This is a genomic window from Paenibacillus aceris (genome assembly GCF_017874035.1).
GTDB lineage: Bacteria > Bacillota > Bacilli > Paenibacillales > NBRC-103111 > Paenibacillus_E > Paenibacillus_E aceris.
In genome coordinates this window covers 282,117-298,040 of sequence record NZ_JAGGKV010000007.1, presented here as the reverse complement: position 1 = coordinate 298,040, position 15,924 = coordinate 282,117, and the positions used below count along the sequence as shown (strand labels likewise).

Here is a 15,924-nt window from a genome sequence, read left to right as displayed (position 1 = left end):
CAACGACCCGATCGCTCGGCGCCGGCATCGGCACCGGTACAGTCAGGCGCGGCAATGCATCCGCGCCCCTCTCACGCAGCCAGGCCAGCTCACAACAAAAAAACCTGGCGAACGATCCGAAGATCGCCGCCAGGTTATAACTTAAGAGCTAAACTGCGCCTGATGCAGACGGCTATAAACACCCCCCACGGCAATAAGCTCCTCGTGACCGCCTTGCTCTGTAATGCCCTGCTCCGTCACAACGACGATGCGGTCGGCATTCTTGATCGTCGCCAGCCGGTGAGCGATAACAAGCGTCGTTCGGCCTTGCGACAGCTCGGCCAACGACTGCTGAATCGCCGCTTCGGTCTCGGTGTCGAGCGCCGACGTCGCCTCATCGAGGATGAGAATCGGCGGATTTTTCAAAAACATCCGCGCAATCGCAAGGCGCTGCTTCTGTCCGCCCGACAGCTTGACGCCGCGCTCGCCGACAACCGTGTCCAGTCCCTTCGGCTGGGACTGGATGTAACCCACCAGCTGCGCACGCCGCGCAGCTTCCCAGATCTCGGCATCCGTCGCGCCCAGCTTGCCGTAAGCTATGTTCTCCCGCAAAGTGCCGGAGAACAGGAACACATCTTGCTGCACGATGCCGATTTGACGGCGCAGCGATTCCAGCTGGATACGGCGTATATCCATGCCGTCGATGGAGATGCTGCCCTCATTCACATCGTAAAATCTGGGCAGCAAGCTGCAAATCGTCGTCTTCCCTGCTCCGGAAGGACCTACGAAAGCGACAGTTTCCCCTGCCCGAATGGACAAGGAGATGTTATTCAAAACACGGGCCTCATTCCCATACCCGAAAGAGACAGAATCGAATGTAATTTGTCCCTCCAGATGGCCAACCTTTACGGCGTCGGGCCGATCAGACACTTCGGGCTCCGTATCCATCACTTCGCAGTACCGCTTAAATCCAGCAATGCCTTTGGGATAGCTCTCAATGACATTATTAATTTTCTGGATCGGCCCCAGAAACACATTCGTTAATAGAACGAACGCAATAAATTCCCCATAGGAAATTTGCTTATCGATCACGAACCAAGTTCCGCAAATCAACACGAACACCGTCACCAAACGCATGAGGATATAACTTAGGGATACATTCCATGCCATGATTTTATAGGAAAGAAGCTTCGTGATACGGAACCTCCCATTATTGTCCTCGAACAACTTCTTCTCGTAAGATTCATTCGCGAAAGCTTGTACGACACGAATGCCACCAATGTTATCTTCCACTCTAGCATTAATATCGGCGAGGTCGCCCATCATCCGGCGGAACGTCTTTGTCATTTTTTGATTAAAGTACACCGCAATCCAGAGCAGAACAGGCACGATCACGAAAGTTAGCAGCGCCAGCTTCACATTAATGCTCAGCATAAGCAGGAGTGCGCCGATTAGCGTCATAACCGCAATAAATAAATCCTCCGGACCATGATGCGCAACTTCGCCAATCTCTAGTAAATCACTCGCCATACGCGACATTAATTGACCTGTTTTGTTATTGTCATAGAATCGGAAAGATAGTTTCTGCAAATGGTCGAACATCTTTTTCCGCATATCCGTCTCGATATTTATGCCTAGCTTATGACCCCAATAGGTGACGATGAAATTCAACACCGTGTTCAGCCCATAAACAGCTAGCAATCCTGCGCAAGCCCAAAGAATCCATGTCCAATTCCCGGCAGGCAGCAACTTATCAACAACCCGATTCACAGCCAGAGGAAAACCAAGCTCCAAAAGCCCAGCTACAACCGCACAAGTAAAATCCAAAATAAATAAGTGCTTGTAAGGCCTGTAGTACGAAAAAAAACGCTTTAACACGTAAGTTCACACCTCCTCCGCCTATTATACATCATAGTAAAATATATGACGAAAAAATAGGCAGTTACCTGAAGACAGATGTCCACTATTTTCATATATATAGTTGAACAGTATTCTGTGTGTGGAGGAACTGACAATGTTAATCAATTCATTGGACACACGAACCGCCATCTTCCTAGCCGCTATGTGCAGCCAGAGTTACGTGCAGCATGAAAAAGGTACGGAAAGCGTCATTTTACCCCGCAATTATCGGATGGTTTCCTCCTTTACGGCAAATTCCGTTCTTAGCGATAAAGAGCTCTTCGGTTTTATTGCCGAGTCTGATATGCAGATCGTGATTGTTTTTAGAGGCACAAATACGACTTCGGATTGGATTTCGGATGCCATTGCCAGACAGACCGTATTCCCTTATGCCAAAGACGGCGGACTCGTACACAAAGGATTTCTCGATATTTACAATAGCGCCCGCAAGCAGATTATGACCTCTATAGCCAAGCTGTCCCCCCGTAAAACCCTTTACCTCACTGGGCACTCTCTTGGAGGATGCCTCGCAGCTCTGTGTGCTGTCGATCTTGCAACCAACACGAGGTTCAAGCAGCCGTCCATCTATACCTATGGTTCTCCGCGTGTCGGAAATCCGGCGTTTGCTAGTCTTTTTAACCGCAGAACCGGGCCGCACTATCGCATATATAATACGAATGATATTGTTCCGGAGCTTCCGCCTTTCATTTATAAATCCCCCCGAACCGATCAAGTCTACCATTACCTGCATGTCAAAAAAGGAGTCGAACTCACTTACCAAGCAGGCTCTGTGTCCGCCAACCATGCGATTAGCAATTATTATGGCGACTTGGCAAAGCTCGATCCCCGCTACGCAGAGCAATTGCAAAATCGAACTCCCGGGTTTTGCCCGTGATGCTCCGCAAGTTTTAAACAGCCCGATAACGGCAAGGATAGAGGTTGATGCTTATTATATTCAAAAGGGGAGCTTCGCCTTGGTCCTTGTTATTTTCCTGGTTATCGTGTGGTTTAGCATTCATTTGTTCGCCGCTCTGCCTAATAAACTTCCGCTCATCACGAATGTGCTGCTCTACATGATTTTGTCGATCATCGACATTAATAGAATAACGATAATTAGTAATGATCTGGGCTGGTACCAAATTAGCACCAGAGTCCCTCAATTCCTTTCCGTAATTCTGCATCGGGATTTCACCTATTGTTTGACGCTGCTTACCTTTGCCAATGTGTATCTGACCGCTTCCAAACGCCTTACGAAAGTGATCATTTCCTTATATACTTTTACCTTCCTCTTCCTATGCAGCAAGATCCTCAGATGGACTGGTGCCATAATCGACCTGAAGTGGAACTTCATTTATGAATGCATAACGCTGCTGAGCATGATGTTTTTGGCGTATTGGCTTGGCCGTTGGCTGCGGTATATGAAGCGGAAGGAGATGTCCGCATGAATGATGTGATCGTTTACGATAATCGATTCAACGCAAATGAGTGGTTCGTAATCGCTATGATTGTGCTGGGGCTCCTAACAATTAGGGTGCTGCCCAAGAAATTCACCCCGACACAGACCTGGTTCACCTTGTTAACAGGAGTCGTCTTTGGGCTCATCTTTGATCATACAATCGGGGTTCCACCCTTCGATTTCTATGACGTCGGAGACCAATCTAACTATCAGTTGTTTGATATTTTTTCATATGCAATGTACGTTCCCTTTGGTTACCTCTTTATTTACATATATAAACGGCTCGGTTTAAAAGGCTTCTACACCATCCCTTACATTATGATCTGGACGCTGATGAGTGTAGGCATTGAATGGCTTTGCTTGCTGGTTGGCGTTTTTCATTACAAACACGGGTACCAGATCCTATACTCCATTCCCATTTACTTATTTATACAGTCGATTCATTTGCTGTTGTTTCATATTTTCTTCCCTGAACATAAACAAGGTGAATAGGATAACTATTTGAAAATCCGGTTCCTAACCCTGACAGACTCTTGTCAGGGTTATTTGTTTATACTTCAGGTATATGAAAAATAAGATGAAATGAAAGGATTGGATCACATGATGAAATCAATGAATCAAACAGGCATGGTCGTAGCCGGATTACTGCTCGCCATTCTCATGGCCTCGATGGACAACACCATCGTCGCCACAGCTATGGGTTCTATCATCGCAGACCTCGGAGGACTGGATAAATTCGTTTGGGTCACATCGGCCTATATGGTCGCAGAAATGGCGGGGATGCCGATCTTCGGCAAGCTCTCGGATATGTATGGGCGCAAAAGGTTTTTCATCTTCGGCATCGTGGTATTTATGCTCGGCTCCGCGCTCTGCGGAACTGCCTCATCCATCGTACAGTTAAGCATTTATCGCGCTATTCAAGGGATTGGCGGAGGTGCCTTGGTGCCTATTGCCTTTACGATTATGTTTGATACGGTCAAACCTGAAAGCCGGGGCAAATTGATGGGACTCTTTGGCGCAGTTTTCGGCATGTCCAGTATTTTCGGACCGCTGCTTGGCGCTTATATGACCGACTATGTGAAATGGGAGTGGATTTTCTATATTAATCTTCCGCTGGGTCTGATCGCTTTCCTGATGGTTGCCATTTTCTATAAAGAATCGCTCCAGCACGTCAGACAGCGTATCGACTGGTCCGGCGCATTAACGCTTGTCGGCGCAATCGTCTGCCTCATGTTCGCCATGGAGCTGGGCGGTAAACAGTACGCCTGGCATTCAGCCCCCATCCTCGGATTATTCATCGGATTTGCCTTGCTGACTGTCTCTTTCATCTATGTAGAGACCCGGGCAGAAGAGCCGATTATTTCCTTCCGTATGTTTCGAGACCGACTGTATGCGGCAAGCAATGCGATTGCCATGTTAAGCGGTGCCGCATTTATTACCGCATCCGTGTACATCCCGATCTTCATTCAAGGCGTTCTCGGCGGAAGCGCCACGAACTCCGGTCTCGTGCTTCTGCCGATGATGCTGGGAACCGTGGTTACCGCTACGGCAGGGGGCTTCTTGATCAGCAAGTTTACGTATCGCGCTATTCTCCTATCAACCCTCGCGCTGCTTGTGGTGGGAATGGCTCTGCTCATGACGTTAACTCCGGGTTCAACGCGTTTGATCATCACCCTCTACATGATCTTGGTTGGCCTTGGAATCGGCGCTTCCTTCTCGGTTCTGAGCAACGCTGCCATTCATAGCGTACCTGCGACCCAACGGGGGGCAGCAAACTCAACGTTGAACTTTCTCCGCTCACTCGGCATGACGATCGGTATCACCGTCTTCGGCATTATTCAAAGCCATTCGCTGACAAAGCATTTGGCAGACGTCTTTACAGCAGGCAGCGGCTCTTCTGCTTTGCCGCAGGGCTTTGATGCTAAAGATCCGCATGCGCTGCTAGATCCTGCAACCCGCGTCCAAATTCCCGCAGGGGTGCTCGGACAAATTTCGGGCAGCCTCTCGTCATCTATCGTAACCACGTTTGCTTGGGGACTCATCCCCGCCGTCCTGGCTTTAGCTGCCGCCTTTGCCATGAGCAAAGAGAAATTCGAAATCCAGCCAAATACGGAGGCTTACACGGCCTCCCACTAAAATGGATATCCTCTTCCACTCAAAAGCGAGCCGGAAGGGGATTTTGTCTTTTTTTTGCAACATTATCACTTTATTTATTTGGCAAAGGTTTACAAAAATCTTGTTTTAATTTACAATTTTCAACAGGATATCTAGTCATTCGACACAAACCTACAGATGACAGATTTTGATAGGGGCAATAGAAGTATGGAAGTATTAATAAGCGAGAATCGCAGTCAGAGAAATACGATCGCCTTGCGGTTATTGCTGTTTAATTTCACGATATTAACGTCGGTCCTTTCTTTAGCAGTCACCAAACTTGGATTAACTCCCCCCCATTATTTGTACTTGGTTACTGCCAATATCCTGACTCTATCCGTCTATATCATCTCTTATTACTATCATAAGGATTCGGGCTGGATCGGTTACATCCCTATTTTCGGACAATTTCTGAATACGATGCTGCTCATGATCTTCATACCTGCAATCACGAATGCATTCAGCAGCATTTACATTGTCGTTGTCGCGACAGTTTTTATGCGCAGAAATGCGATGTATGTCGGCATTTTGCTTGCTGCGGCAGCGGATGCTTACTTCTTTTTATTTGTAAAAGCCAACCGCTTAGAACTCCCGGCTCAAATACTTACTGGCACACTGACGTGGACGCTGTTAATCATTATCAGCCTACTCATGGTGTCTAGCAATAACCGAAGGCTCATGTCGCGCTTCTTCACGCTGCAAAAAGATACGCTGGATAAAGCCGAACAAATCAAGATTTTGGCCACCACCGATACGTTAACTCTACTTCCTAATCGTTTCTCCGCTCATGAATATTTAGAAAATGCGATACAGAAAGCGGCTGCCGCCAACGGCCGAGTTTGCGTGATTTGGGTCAATGTCGATAACTTTCAAATGATCAATGATTCCGTCGGATATGCCACTGGAGATCAATATCTACGATTTTTTGCCCGTAAAATGGTACATACTTTTACCCCCGGCATGCATATTTCCCGTTCAGGAGGAGACGAGTTTAACCTCATTCTGGATGTTGGCAGCAATGATTCAGATTTCAGAAGCACTGTACTTTCGATTTGGAAAGCCTGCCAATCTCCTTTTCAGGTTGCTGGCGTATCCTTTCCGCTCAAAGTGAGCATGGGGGTTGCACTGTATCCTGATCATGGCCGTACGACCGAGCAGCTGCTCATATGTTCCGATGTCGCTATGCGTAAAGCGAAGGCCGGAGGGAAGCATCAGTTCCGTATTTTTGATGAAACGATGCGATTCGATCTGCTTCATAAGCGTAAGTTGGAAGATGCGCTGCAAGGGGCTCTGTCGCAGAATCAGTTCACTCTGCATTTTCAGAAGCAAGTTCACGTGCCAAGCGGAGAGGTTAAGGGGTATGAGGCCTTACTGCGCTGGCAGCAGCCGGATGGGTTGTATATTCCCCCTGCCGAGTGGATTCAATTGGCCGAAGAGACCGGCCTCATCGTGCCGATCGGTTATTGGGTGCTGCAAACAGCCTGTCAAACGGCCAAAAAGTGGCAGGATGCTTTGCAGACGCGCTTTACAATATCCGTCAATATCTCTGCGCTGCAGTTGATGCAGTATGATTTTGCGGATCAAGTTTTGGCTGTTTTAGCCGAGACTGGGCTGGACCCTCGCCATCTGGTGCTGGAACTGACCGAGACCCTGCTCATTCAATCCATCGAAACATCCACCAACCACTTGAACTTCCTTAGGGATAAAGGAGTGCGAATAGCACTTGACGACTTTGGGAAGGGCTTTTCTTCCCTAAGCTATATCAAGCAGCTGCCTGCGGACATTATTAAAATCGATAAATCCTTCATTGATCATATTGATGATAGCTCCGTGGACAGAGTGATCATGGAGTCGATCATCTCTCTCGTTCAGCGAATCGATAAAGAGGTCGTCGCCGAAGGCGTTGAGAAGCAAGAGCAGCTTCGCATTCTGCAAGCGATTGGCTGTGATTTTGTGCAAGGGTACTATTTCAGCAAGCCGCTGCCCGAGCATCAGGCTTTCCATGCACTGGTTGAAGTCTAACGCAACAGACCGCCTCATTTAGGGAGCGGTCTGTTGTTCATATACAGGGACAGTCCCCGATTACTCGTCAAAAAGTGCTGTAGACAAGTAACGCTCACCCGTATCCGGGAGGATGACCACAATGATCTTCCCTTTGTTTTCGGGCCTTTTGGCGATTTCTGTCGCTGCAAAAGCGGCTGCACCGGATGAGATGCCGACCAGCAACCCCTCGGTCTTAGCCAGCGCGCGCGCCGTCGCAAATGCATCCTCGTCGGAGACACTGACAATTTCATCGACAACGGACCGGTCGAAGTTGTCCGGCACGAAACCGGCGCCAATCCCCTGAATCTGGTGCGCGCCACGACGTCCGCCTAGTAGAACCGGCGAGTTGGATGGCTCTACGGCGATGATCTGAGCGGATGGATTTCTCTGCTTGAGAAACTCCCCCACTCCCGTGATCGTCCCGCCTGAACCTACGCCTGCAACAAAAATATCAACGTTACCGTCCGTATCCCGCCATATCTCCTCGGCCGTCGTCTTTCTATGCACCTCAGGATTCGCTGGATTGCTGAATTGCTGCGGAATGAAGGAGTTTGGCAGCTCTACCGCCAGTTCCTCCGCTTTCTTCATCGCACCCATCATGCCTTCCGAGGCAGGCGTGAGTACGACTTCCGCGCCCAGTGCTTTCAATAATTTTCTTCGCTCTATACTGAACGACTCCGGAATCGTAATGATTAAGCGATACCCTAATGCCGCAGCAGCAAAAGCAAGACCTATCCCTGTGTTCCCGCTGGTCGGCTCTATGATAACCGTACCCGGATTTATTTTGCCGTCTTTCTCCGCTTCTTTGATCATGGCGAAACCGATACGATCTTTGACACTCCCAGCCGGGTTAAAATACTCCAACTTCGCCATTACCTTCGCCTCAAGCCCCTGCCGTTTATTGTAATTCCAAAGCTCTAGCAGCGGCGTATTGCCGATCAGCTCTGTTAAATTATTGTATATGGTCGCCATCTCGTATGACCTCGCCTTCTTTTATATTAAACCCATGAACTTACTCGGATAATAAAAGTATAGCTTGGAGAGGCTGAGAAATGAAATCAATAAAACTGATAAAAGTGAAAGGTATTTTCTTATATATCTATGAGCTCCAGTATCTATCATGGAAAAGGAGGCGCTGCGGCTCAGGATCGACGAGGTGAGCTTGCGAGCACCTCAGATCATGACCCGGCTAATGTGACTCAAGTCCAACTTGTGTTACACTGTGATGAGAAATTATGTGAACGTAAGGAGAATTGGGACGAATGAAACTGGTGTCGTGGAATGTTAACGGGTTGCGAGCTTGCGTAAACAAAGGCTTTCTGGATTATGTCGAGGAGACGGATGCGGACATTATTTGCGTGCAGGAGACGAAATTGCAAGAAGGACAAATCCAACTCGCGCTTGGCGATAACTACAAGCAGTACTGGAATTACGCTGTCAAAAAAGGCTACTCCGGCACCGCTGTTTTTACGAAAATGGAGCCGATTTCCGTGCGCTACGGCATGGAGGAAGATGAAGAACCCGAGGGCAGGATTATCACGCTCGAGTTCGAGGACTTCTATCTGGTGACGGTGTATACCCCGAACGCCAAACGCGATCTTTCCAGACTGGAGTACCGGCTGGAATGGGAGGATCGCTTCCGCAACTACCTCCTGCAGTTGGATGCGCAGAAGCCGGTCATCGCCTGCGGCGATCTGAACGTCGCTCATCAGGAGATCGACCTCAAGAATGCCAAAGGCAACCACAACAACTCCGGTTTCACCCTAGAAGAGCGTGGTAAAATGACCGAGCTGCTGGAAGCCGGCTTCCTCGATACGTTCCGGCATCTTTATCCCGACCGCACCGACGTCTACAGTTGGTGGTCGAATATGCCGGGCGTGCGTGCACGGAATGTCGGATGGCGCATCGACTATTTTGTCGCTTCTGCAAGGCTGGGCCCCAACATCGTCAGCGCCGACATCGACTGCGATATTTTGGGCAGCGATCATTGCCCTGTTCGTTTGGAAGTGAATTTTAGCCGGGTGGAAGACTAGCGTCTTCTCCCGGGGGCAGGCTTGAAAATGGTTCGCTAATTTCGCTCGCGAGAGTAAGGCAGCTGCAGGAGAGCAGGTACTTCTTGAGGCATATTTGTAAGCTTCAAAAACAAGTTATAATCATCTATTTTAAAATGAAGCCTGTTGTTTGCTATCGTATACAGGATACCTTTTGCCTCTAGATTCCTTATGACAGCATCGATGACGGGCTGATTTGGCACACCTAGCGTGACATTCATTGCCGGTGGTAGAGCTGTCATGGCGATAGGTATCCACTTTCTCATTTTCGAAACGACAACCGCATGCGCAGTTCCCCCAATAGCAAATGTAAAATTATCGGCTACTTTATCCAGCTTAAAATCAAACAGCTCCACCAACAACTCCCTGAAAGCAGTCACGTCATCCACCGGAAACCCTACTTCTCTCAGATACAGAATGTTCAAATCACCGCATGGACGCAGCACTCCCTCATGTACATAGACGTGCGCAATAAGTTCTAGCAGATTCCCGTCTCCATCCCGAAAATAAACGTTCCTGCCTGTTTCTGACTTATCAACCGTTCTGCCATCAGGCCACTTCAGAAGCGTTACACCGGCTTGCTGAACAACATTCACTGCATGATCGAATGCTGTAAACGGCACTTCAAAGGCAATATGCACAGGATTTAATGCCTTCGTTACCTCCCTAAAGATTAGTGCGAAATGTTCCGTAGGATGTAAATGGATTTCATCAGCCGACTCAAAACCAACCGGAAACTTCAGTTGATCATGGTAAAACTGCTTAACACCTTGAATGGACACTGTATGCAGTTCCAATTGAGCAAAATGTGTAATCATGAGCATACTCCTTTCATTATCTGCTTTCTTGCCCCAGTGCTGTCCTCAAAACACTGGTTTCGCTGAAGGAAAGGCGTAACAAAAAGGACTGCAACAATCCACCCGCAGGCAGCCTGTCACAGCCCTCGAAACCGCGTCTCCCAGAGCACGAGTGGTTTCTTCTACTCCTCCCCCGTCGCCACGGGATTGTCTTCCCAACTGATCCAATCGCTCCAGCTTCCACTGTAGAGCTTCACGTTATCGAAGCCCGCTTCGCTCAGGCCCAGGACGTTCGGGCAAGCCGTCACGCCGGAGCCGCAGTAAACGATGATTTCATCGGCATCGCGCAAGCTGGCAAAATGCTGCTCCTGCTTTGCCGCGGGCAACCAAGCGCCGTCAGCGCCTAGCACGCCTTTCCAGAAGTAGTTCCGCGCGCCAGGAATGTGCCCGGCTACCGGATCGATCGGCTCTTCCAAGCCGAGGTAGCGGCGCTCCTCACGCGAGTCCACGAGCACGACGCCCGGACGACCAAGCTTGTCCTTGACTTCGTCCATCGAGGCCAGCATGGTACGCTGCACCTTTGGTGAGAATGTTCGCGGATATATGGCAGGTGCTTCATCCGTGATGGGGAAGCCCGCCGCTTTCCAGGCAGCGTACCCTTGATCGAGTACGTAGACCTCGGAGTGCCCGAGGAATTTCAGCATCCACCATAGGCGTGAAGCCATGGCTCCTCCTTGATCGTCGTAAGCGACGACGGTTTTGGTGCTGTCGATCCCGAGGCTGCCCACGAGGATGGAGAATGCACCGAGATCAGGGAGCGGATGCCTGCCGCCGTGCGCCATTTTGGCACCGGATAAGTCCTTCTCCAAATCTACGTATACAGCTCCTGTTATATGATCTTGTTCATAATGATTTCTGCCTGATTCAGGTTGTCCTAACGCAAAACGGCAATCCGCAATGACGATGTTCGCATCGCCCAACTGCCCGAGCAGCCACGATTGACTCACGATATTTTCCACAGATTCTGCCACCTTCCCCTACCTGCAAGTAATTGCCCTAACAAATTGACCTCCACTTATTTTATCGCAAAAGTCTTGCGCACGGAAGTTATGTTTGGAACTAGTCCGTGCTGGCTTTGTAGGGCTGGTACATGGTTTGGTTAGTAGGAAAAACTCGCAGCCAAACCAGAGATGTTAGCGTTCCCCCGCTGCTTCATCGCTAAAAAAGAAAGACCGGCTCGGCCAATAAATAAGCCAGACGATCTTTCTATGTTGTACATCGTACAACATCATGGCTGCAAAGAAGCCTCAGCGCGACTCTATGATGTATTTTATACAACATTTCGGGCAAAAATCGTTGATTTCGCACCTTTTGAGTTGAAATGATTGTACTTCATACAATGAAATACGGATTTGTTAGGCGCAAGCGGCCCTATATTGTACGAAGTACAACATAGGCTACCGGTAAAGGCCACCCGAGTAGAGACTTAACGGCCTCTGGCCAAAATCTCCTCAATTATCGGCAAGATCAACCGCTGCTGCAGAAACTGGCGTTGGAACTGCTCTTTCCTCGTGCGGAGTTACCTTGCGGATGAAGAAGGCTAGCACAAGCGCAACAACACTCAGCCATGTGGCGACCACAAAGGAGTGGTTGATGCCGTAGATCGTCGCCGCTTGCGAAACTTCTGCCATCTTGGCCTTGTTGCTCGGATCGATATGGCCCGAGACGATGAGCTCTTTCGCATGAGAAGCCGCTTTGTTCGTCATGAAGGTCACAAGCAGCGCCGTTCCTAGTGCCCCTGATACGTTACGAAGCGTCTGCGACATCGCAGATCCGTGTGCATTCAGGCTCCGCGGCAGCTGGTTCATACCGGCTGTCTGAATCGGCATCATCAGCATGGACATTCCAAACATCCGCAGCGTGTATACCAGCATCAAATGATTGTAGGTCGATTCTGCTGTAAGTTGGCTGAACTCATAAGTAGTGATGGTTGTAATGATAAGCCCGATAACAGCCAACCAGCGAGCACCCACTTTATCGAAAATCATACCTGTAATAGGGGACATAATCCCCATCAGGATAGCCCCCGGCAGCAAGAGCAGACCTGATTCTAACGGGGTGAATCCCCTGATGTTTTGCAGAAAGATAGGAAGCAGAATCATGCCTGAGAACATAGCCATCGTAATGATGGCGTTGATTAATGTTGTTAGCGAGAACATCGAGTATTTAAATACGCGGAACTCGAGCAACGGTGTCTTGCCAAATATCGAACGGAGAACAAAGAGCAGCAAGGAGATTCCCCCCACCACGAGGCAGGCAACTACATCTGTACTTCCCCAGCCATCGGACCCCGCTGCGCTAAAACCGTAAAGAATACCGCCAAAGCCAAGTGTAGAAAGGATAACGCCAAGGATATCCAGATTTGGCTTTGATGTTTTAATAACGTCCTTCATGGAGAAGGCCCCGAATATAACGGCAAAGACAGCCAACGGTAGGACGATATAAAACAAAACGTGCCAATGGTAATGCTCCACAACCCATCCGGACATCGTGGGTCCAATTGCTGGAGCAAAAATCATCGCGATCCCCATCATGCCCATAGCTTTACCACGCTCAGCGACAGGGAAAATCGTTAGAACAACAACGGACATAAGCGGCATTAGAATTCCAGCGCCAACAGCTTGTACAAGCCGGCCGGCTAACAGCGAACTGAAACTACCGGATAATGCACAAACAATCGTTCCGACGGCGAATAACGTAGAGGCAGTTAGAAATAACTTACGCGTTGTGAACCGGTTGATCAGGAAAGCACTAATCGGAACGAGAACGCCGTTCACGAGCATATAGCCGTTAGACAGCCATTGAATCGTACTTTCATTGACGTTCAGGTCGATCATCATTTTGGGGAGTGCCACATTTAAGACAGTTTGGCTTAATAATGCCACGAATGCGGCAATAAGCAGCGAAGCCATGATGGGGCCTTTGCGTAGTTTTGCATTTACCATGCTAGTCATTGAAATCACCCTCACCTATGTTCTTTAAAATCATTAAAATCTCATTTTGCACCCGATTGAACTTCTCTAGATCACCTAGTACAGCATGGCGTTGAGTAACGCTAGACATTACTTAAAAGAGATCCTGATTCACATGTGATACGTCCGGAAGATTTGTAAATAGCGCTGCTGTAGGGCCAAGAGTGCTTCACTCAACTATTTCGTATACGAATCATTATTATGTTCCGATCTTAATGATATGTCAATTTTTATATATGAATAATTTGGAGATATCTTTAGTATTTGTGATTCTGCAAACATTATGAAAATGATTTTAAGTTCGATTCAGTCGATAAAACTTCACGCAAAAAAACCTCCAACCCCGTAACGGGAGATGAAGGTTTACCTGGTGTGGGAATGCAATTAATCGCCGATCCCAATCGTCGGATTCACAGAATACGTGAGCCAGTCACTGCGATCTCCGCCCACTTTATCGTAAAAAGCTTGCGCACGGAAGTTATCTTTGGCCGTGGTCCATGATAAATTGGCGTAGCCGTGTCTGGCCGCATACCCTTTGCAAGCTGCGAATAGCTTCGCAGCGGCACCTTGGCCCCGCTCCGCTTCAATGACATAGAGATCGTTCAGGACTGCTATTTTGGAAGCACGCAAGGTACTGAAGGTAAAATATAAGGTCGCAAAACCGACCAATGTCCCGTCTTCCGTCTCGGCCACGAATTGAATGCCGTCCTTTTGCTCCAGCAGATGGTGAATCAGTCCGTTCAACTTCTCATCCTCAGGCTGGCGATATTGATAGAAGTCCACGATATAAGCGAGCATTAACGTTTTTAACTGGGAAATATCTTGTATAACAGCTTCTCTAACTGTAACTTGGGTCATTGAAATGACCTCCTCTTCCAAATAAAATCGTTATCTTCATTGTACCCAAAAACTGTCTATCATGTAACGAGGGCACCATAAACATGACCTGCGATGGCTACAACTCATCCATTTCCGTGCGATATAGCAGATAGATCATCCAAACCAGCACGATGCAAAAGCCCGCAGCCCAATAGAAAATGGACGCCACATGCATGGATACCCCATAATGAGCAGAAGAGAATAAAACAAAGGCAGTCAAAAGAGCGGGAAAAAGCACATAGTTACGGGGACGCCATGCCTGCTTGACATTACTGGAATCTCTTAAGCTTCTTTCATTCTTGGAATTCCGCCCCAGTCGCAAAGTAAAACCTAATCGGTTCCTATTCAAGACCAATGCGGTAAGGCACGTAAGCAGCGCGGCATAAATTTTCAGGGGACGATACAACGAATCCAGCCCGTCAAAATAATCGTCCACAAGAACTTCCGTTACTACCGATACAGTAAATAGAACAATGGCCAAATAGACGGTGTAACCGATTGCCCCAAGCAGTACGATCTTGAGCGCATGGAGCTTGCGCAATCGAAATAGATAGTGAACACTAACAGCTTCCAGTACAATAGCAAGCATAGGACTCCAAGACTTCGTACCTATCATAAACGTGAATAGCTCTACCAAACAAGAGATAACAAGAGTAATGATGAGCGCAATTGGCCATTTCTTATTCACAGAGATTCGAAATATATGTAATCCCAACATAAGCATAGAGAACAAAATACATGTAGTAATTGGAATATGTAAAAGCCAACCCATGCGAACCTGAACCTCCAACAATAAATGAAAGGGTGATAATAAAAGTGGCAGATGCAAGCTTACCCTGGCGAGTTGTACCCCTAACTAACGCGCAATGTGTGGAGGTATGTACGTGGAAATATCCGTCTCCCTACGAGCTGTACAATTGGCCGTCATGGGACATTATGCTGCGGGAGCAGACCGAATTCGCGGACCCTCACATTCGGGCTCAACAATACCGGGCTGTCGTCGATGAAAAAGGCGGCTTATCCGGGTTCGTTCAGTTCTTCCCGATGCTTGGCGTCACGCGCCTCGGACTGGGCCTCCGTCCTGATCTCTGCGGAAAAGGCAGCGGAATCGGGGCACAATTCGTGCGGCTCCTTACCCGTGAAGCGGTGCGGCGAGCCCCCGGGCAGGAGATCGATCTGGAGGTGCTGGCCTGGAATAAGCGAGCAATCCGCACTTATGAGCGTGCCGGCTTTACTATTACCGATACCTATGTAAAGTGGACGCCCACCGGAACAGCTGAATTTCATTGCATGGTTTACGACGAAGGCTTATCGGACTAGGCGCCGCCTGCACCCGCAGATACCTCTTCAAAAGCTTGATCAAACTTAGCGGCAGATTGAAAATCCAGCTCCGTTAATCCGCCTGCATGCCAAGAAGTAAGCCGCAGCGTAACCATTTTGTAATCGATGGCGATCATCGGATGATGGTTATCCTTTTCAGCGATGTGGGCGACGTGATTCACGAAAGAAATGCCCTGCATGAACTCCGCAAATCGGTATTTCCTAACAATCCATTTATGATCGTCTGTCGTCCAACCGGTTAGCGCTCCGAGCTTTTGATCAATGTCAGTGTTTCCAAGCTTCACGTACTGCCA

General features: G+C 48.5%; 15 protein-coding genes. 7 read left to right on the top strand and 8 right to left on the bottom strand.

Translation table 11 applies throughout. From position 1 onward, the window contains the following. Positions 1-141 precede the first annotated feature (141 nt). Positions 142-1,857, bottom strand: coding sequence for an ABC transporter transmembrane domain-containing protein (locus J2Z65_RS15955; protein ID WP_167054520.1), 1,716 nt, complete (start codon positions 1,855-1,857; stop codon positions 142-144). A gap of 136 nt (positions 1,858-1,993) precedes the next feature. Here J2Z65_RS15955 and J2Z65_RS15950 point away from each other — a divergent pair, with 136 nt between their 5' ends. From J2Z65_RS15950 to J2Z65_RS15930, 5 genes are all read left to right on the top strand, one after another. Further along, positions 1,994-2,773: a lipase family protein gene (locus J2Z65_RS15950; protein ID WP_167054522.1), complete on the top strand. Its 780-nt coding sequence runs from the start codon at positions 1,994-1,996 to the stop codon at positions 2,771-2,773. Positions 2,774-2,852: 79 nt separating this feature from the next. Next, positions 2,853-3,323, top strand: a complete 471-nt coding sequence (locus J2Z65_RS15945) for a hypothetical protein (protein WP_167054524.1) — start codon at positions 2,853-2,855, stop codon at positions 3,321-3,323. After that, the gene (locus tag J2Z65_RS15940) at positions 3,320-3,826 is read left to right on the top strand and encodes a hypothetical protein (protein WP_167054526.1); all 507 of its coding nucleotides are present in this window, start codon (positions 3,320-3,322) and stop codon (positions 3,824-3,826) included. Before J2Z65_RS15945 ends, J2Z65_RS15940 begins: the two co-directional genes overlap by 4 nt. A 108-nt stretch (positions 3,827-3,934) precedes the next feature. After that, the gene (locus tag J2Z65_RS15935) at positions 3,935-5,470 is read left to right on the top strand and encodes an MDR family MFS transporter (protein WP_420850777.1); all 1,536 of its coding nucleotides are present in this window, start codon (positions 3,935-3,937) and stop codon (positions 5,468-5,470) included. Between the two features lie 186 nt (positions 5,471-5,656). After that, positions 5,657-7,510: a putative bifunctional diguanylate cyclase/phosphodiesterase gene (locus J2Z65_RS15930; protein WP_167054529.1), complete on the top strand. Its 1,854-nt coding sequence runs from the start codon at positions 5,657-5,659 to the stop codon at positions 7,508-7,510. Positions 7,511-7,570: 60 nt separating this feature from the next. Here the strand turns inward: J2Z65_RS15930 and cysK are convergent, their stop codons facing one another. Continuing rightward, positions 7,571-8,503: a cysteine synthase A gene (gene cysK, locus J2Z65_RS15925; protein ID WP_167054531.1), complete on the bottom strand. Its 933-nt coding sequence runs from the start codon at positions 8,501-8,503 to the stop codon at positions 7,571-7,573. A 290-nt stretch (positions 8,504-8,793) separates the two neighbouring features. Here cysK and J2Z65_RS15920 point away from each other — a divergent pair, with 290 nt between their 5' ends. Beyond that, positions 8,794-9,564 (top strand): exodeoxyribonuclease III, encoded by a 771-nt coding sequence (locus J2Z65_RS15920; protein WP_167054533.1) that lies wholly within the window; start codon positions 8,794-8,796, stop codon positions 9,562-9,564. A gap of 35 nt (positions 9,565-9,599) precedes the next feature. On the opposite strand, the gene J2Z65_RS15915 is transcribed toward J2Z65_RS15920, so the two are convergent. From J2Z65_RS15915 to J2Z65_RS15895, 5 genes are all read right to left on the bottom strand, one after another. Further along, on the bottom strand, positions 9,600-10,400 hold the full coding sequence (locus J2Z65_RS15915) for a VOC family protein (protein WP_167054535.1): 801 nt from the start codon (positions 10,398-10,400) through the stop codon (positions 9,600-9,602). A 161-nt stretch (positions 10,401-10,561) separates the two neighbouring features. Continuing rightward, positions 10,562-11,398: a rhodanese-like domain-containing protein gene (locus J2Z65_RS15910; protein WP_167054537.1), complete on the bottom strand. Its 837-nt coding sequence runs from the start codon at positions 11,396-11,398 to the stop codon at positions 10,562-10,564. A 492-nt stretch (positions 11,399-11,890) separates the two neighbouring features. Then, positions 11,891-13,393 (bottom strand): DHA2 family efflux MFS transporter permease subunit, encoded by a 1,503-nt coding sequence (locus J2Z65_RS15905; RefSeq protein ID WP_167054539.1) that lies wholly within the window; start codon positions 13,391-13,393, stop codon positions 11,891-11,893. Between the two features lie 402 nt (positions 13,394-13,795). Next, positions 13,796-14,269, bottom strand: a complete 474-nt coding sequence (locus tag J2Z65_RS15900; protein ID WP_167054541.1) for a GNAT family N-acetyltransferase — start codon at positions 14,267-14,269, stop codon at positions 13,796-13,798. A 97-nt stretch (positions 14,270-14,366) separates the two neighbouring features. Further along, on the bottom strand, positions 14,367-15,062 hold the full coding sequence (locus tag J2Z65_RS15895; RefSeq protein WP_167054543.1) for a hypothetical protein: 696 nt from the start codon (positions 15,060-15,062) through the stop codon (positions 14,367-14,369). Between the two features lie 98 nt (positions 15,063-15,160). Between J2Z65_RS15895 and J2Z65_RS15890 the strand changes: the two genes are divergently transcribed. Continuing rightward, a complete protein-coding gene (locus J2Z65_RS15890) occupies positions 15,161-15,610 on the top strand; it encodes a GNAT family N-acetyltransferase (protein WP_338111596.1) in 450 nt (149 codons plus the stop codon). Here the strand turns inward: J2Z65_RS15890 and J2Z65_RS15885 are convergent. Beyond that, positions 15,607-15,915, bottom strand: a complete 309-nt coding sequence (locus J2Z65_RS15885; RefSeq protein ID WP_167054545.1) for a 4a-hydroxytetrahydrobiopterin dehydratase — start codon at positions 15,913-15,915, stop codon at positions 15,607-15,609. The genes J2Z65_RS15890 and J2Z65_RS15885 overlap by 4 nt on opposite strands. Positions 15,916-15,924: the final 9 nt, after the last annotated feature.

Coding starts and splice junctions, on each gene's coding strand:
- J2Z65_RS15930 (WP_167054529.1), top strand. CDS start 5,657: ATGGAAGTATTAATAAGCGAGAATCGCAGTCAGAGAAATACGATCGCC.
- J2Z65_RS15900 (WP_167054541.1), bottom strand. CDS start 14,269: ATGACCCAAGTTACAGTTAGAGAAGCTGTTATACAAGATATTTCCCAG.
- J2Z65_RS15940 (WP_167054526.1), top strand. CDS start 3,320: ATGAATGATGTGATCGTTTACGATAATCGATTCAACGCAAATGAGTGG.
- J2Z65_RS15950 (WP_167054522.1), top strand. CDS start 1,994: ATGTTAATCAATTCATTGGACACACGAACCGCCATCTTCCTAGCCGCT.
- J2Z65_RS15905 (WP_167054539.1), bottom strand. CDS start 13,393: ATGACTAGCATGGTAAATGCAAAACTACGCAAAGGCCCCATCATGGCT.
- cysK (WP_167054531.1), bottom strand. CDS start 8,503: ATGGCGACCATATACAATAATTTAACAGAGCTGATCGGCAATACGCCG.
- J2Z65_RS15935 (WP_420850777.1), top strand. CDS start 3,935: ATGATGAAATCAATGAATCAAACAGGCATGGTCGTAGCCGGATTACTG.
- J2Z65_RS15915 (WP_167054535.1), bottom strand. CDS start 10,400: ATGATTACACATTTTGCTCAATTGGAACTGCATACAGTGTCCATTCAA.
- J2Z65_RS15920 (WP_167054533.1), top strand. CDS start 8,794: ATGAAACTGGTGTCGTGGAATGTTAACGGGTTGCGAGCTTGCGTAAAC.
- J2Z65_RS15895 (WP_167054543.1), bottom strand. CDS start 15,062: ATGGGTTGGCTTTTACATATTCCAATTACTACATGTATTTTGTTCTCT.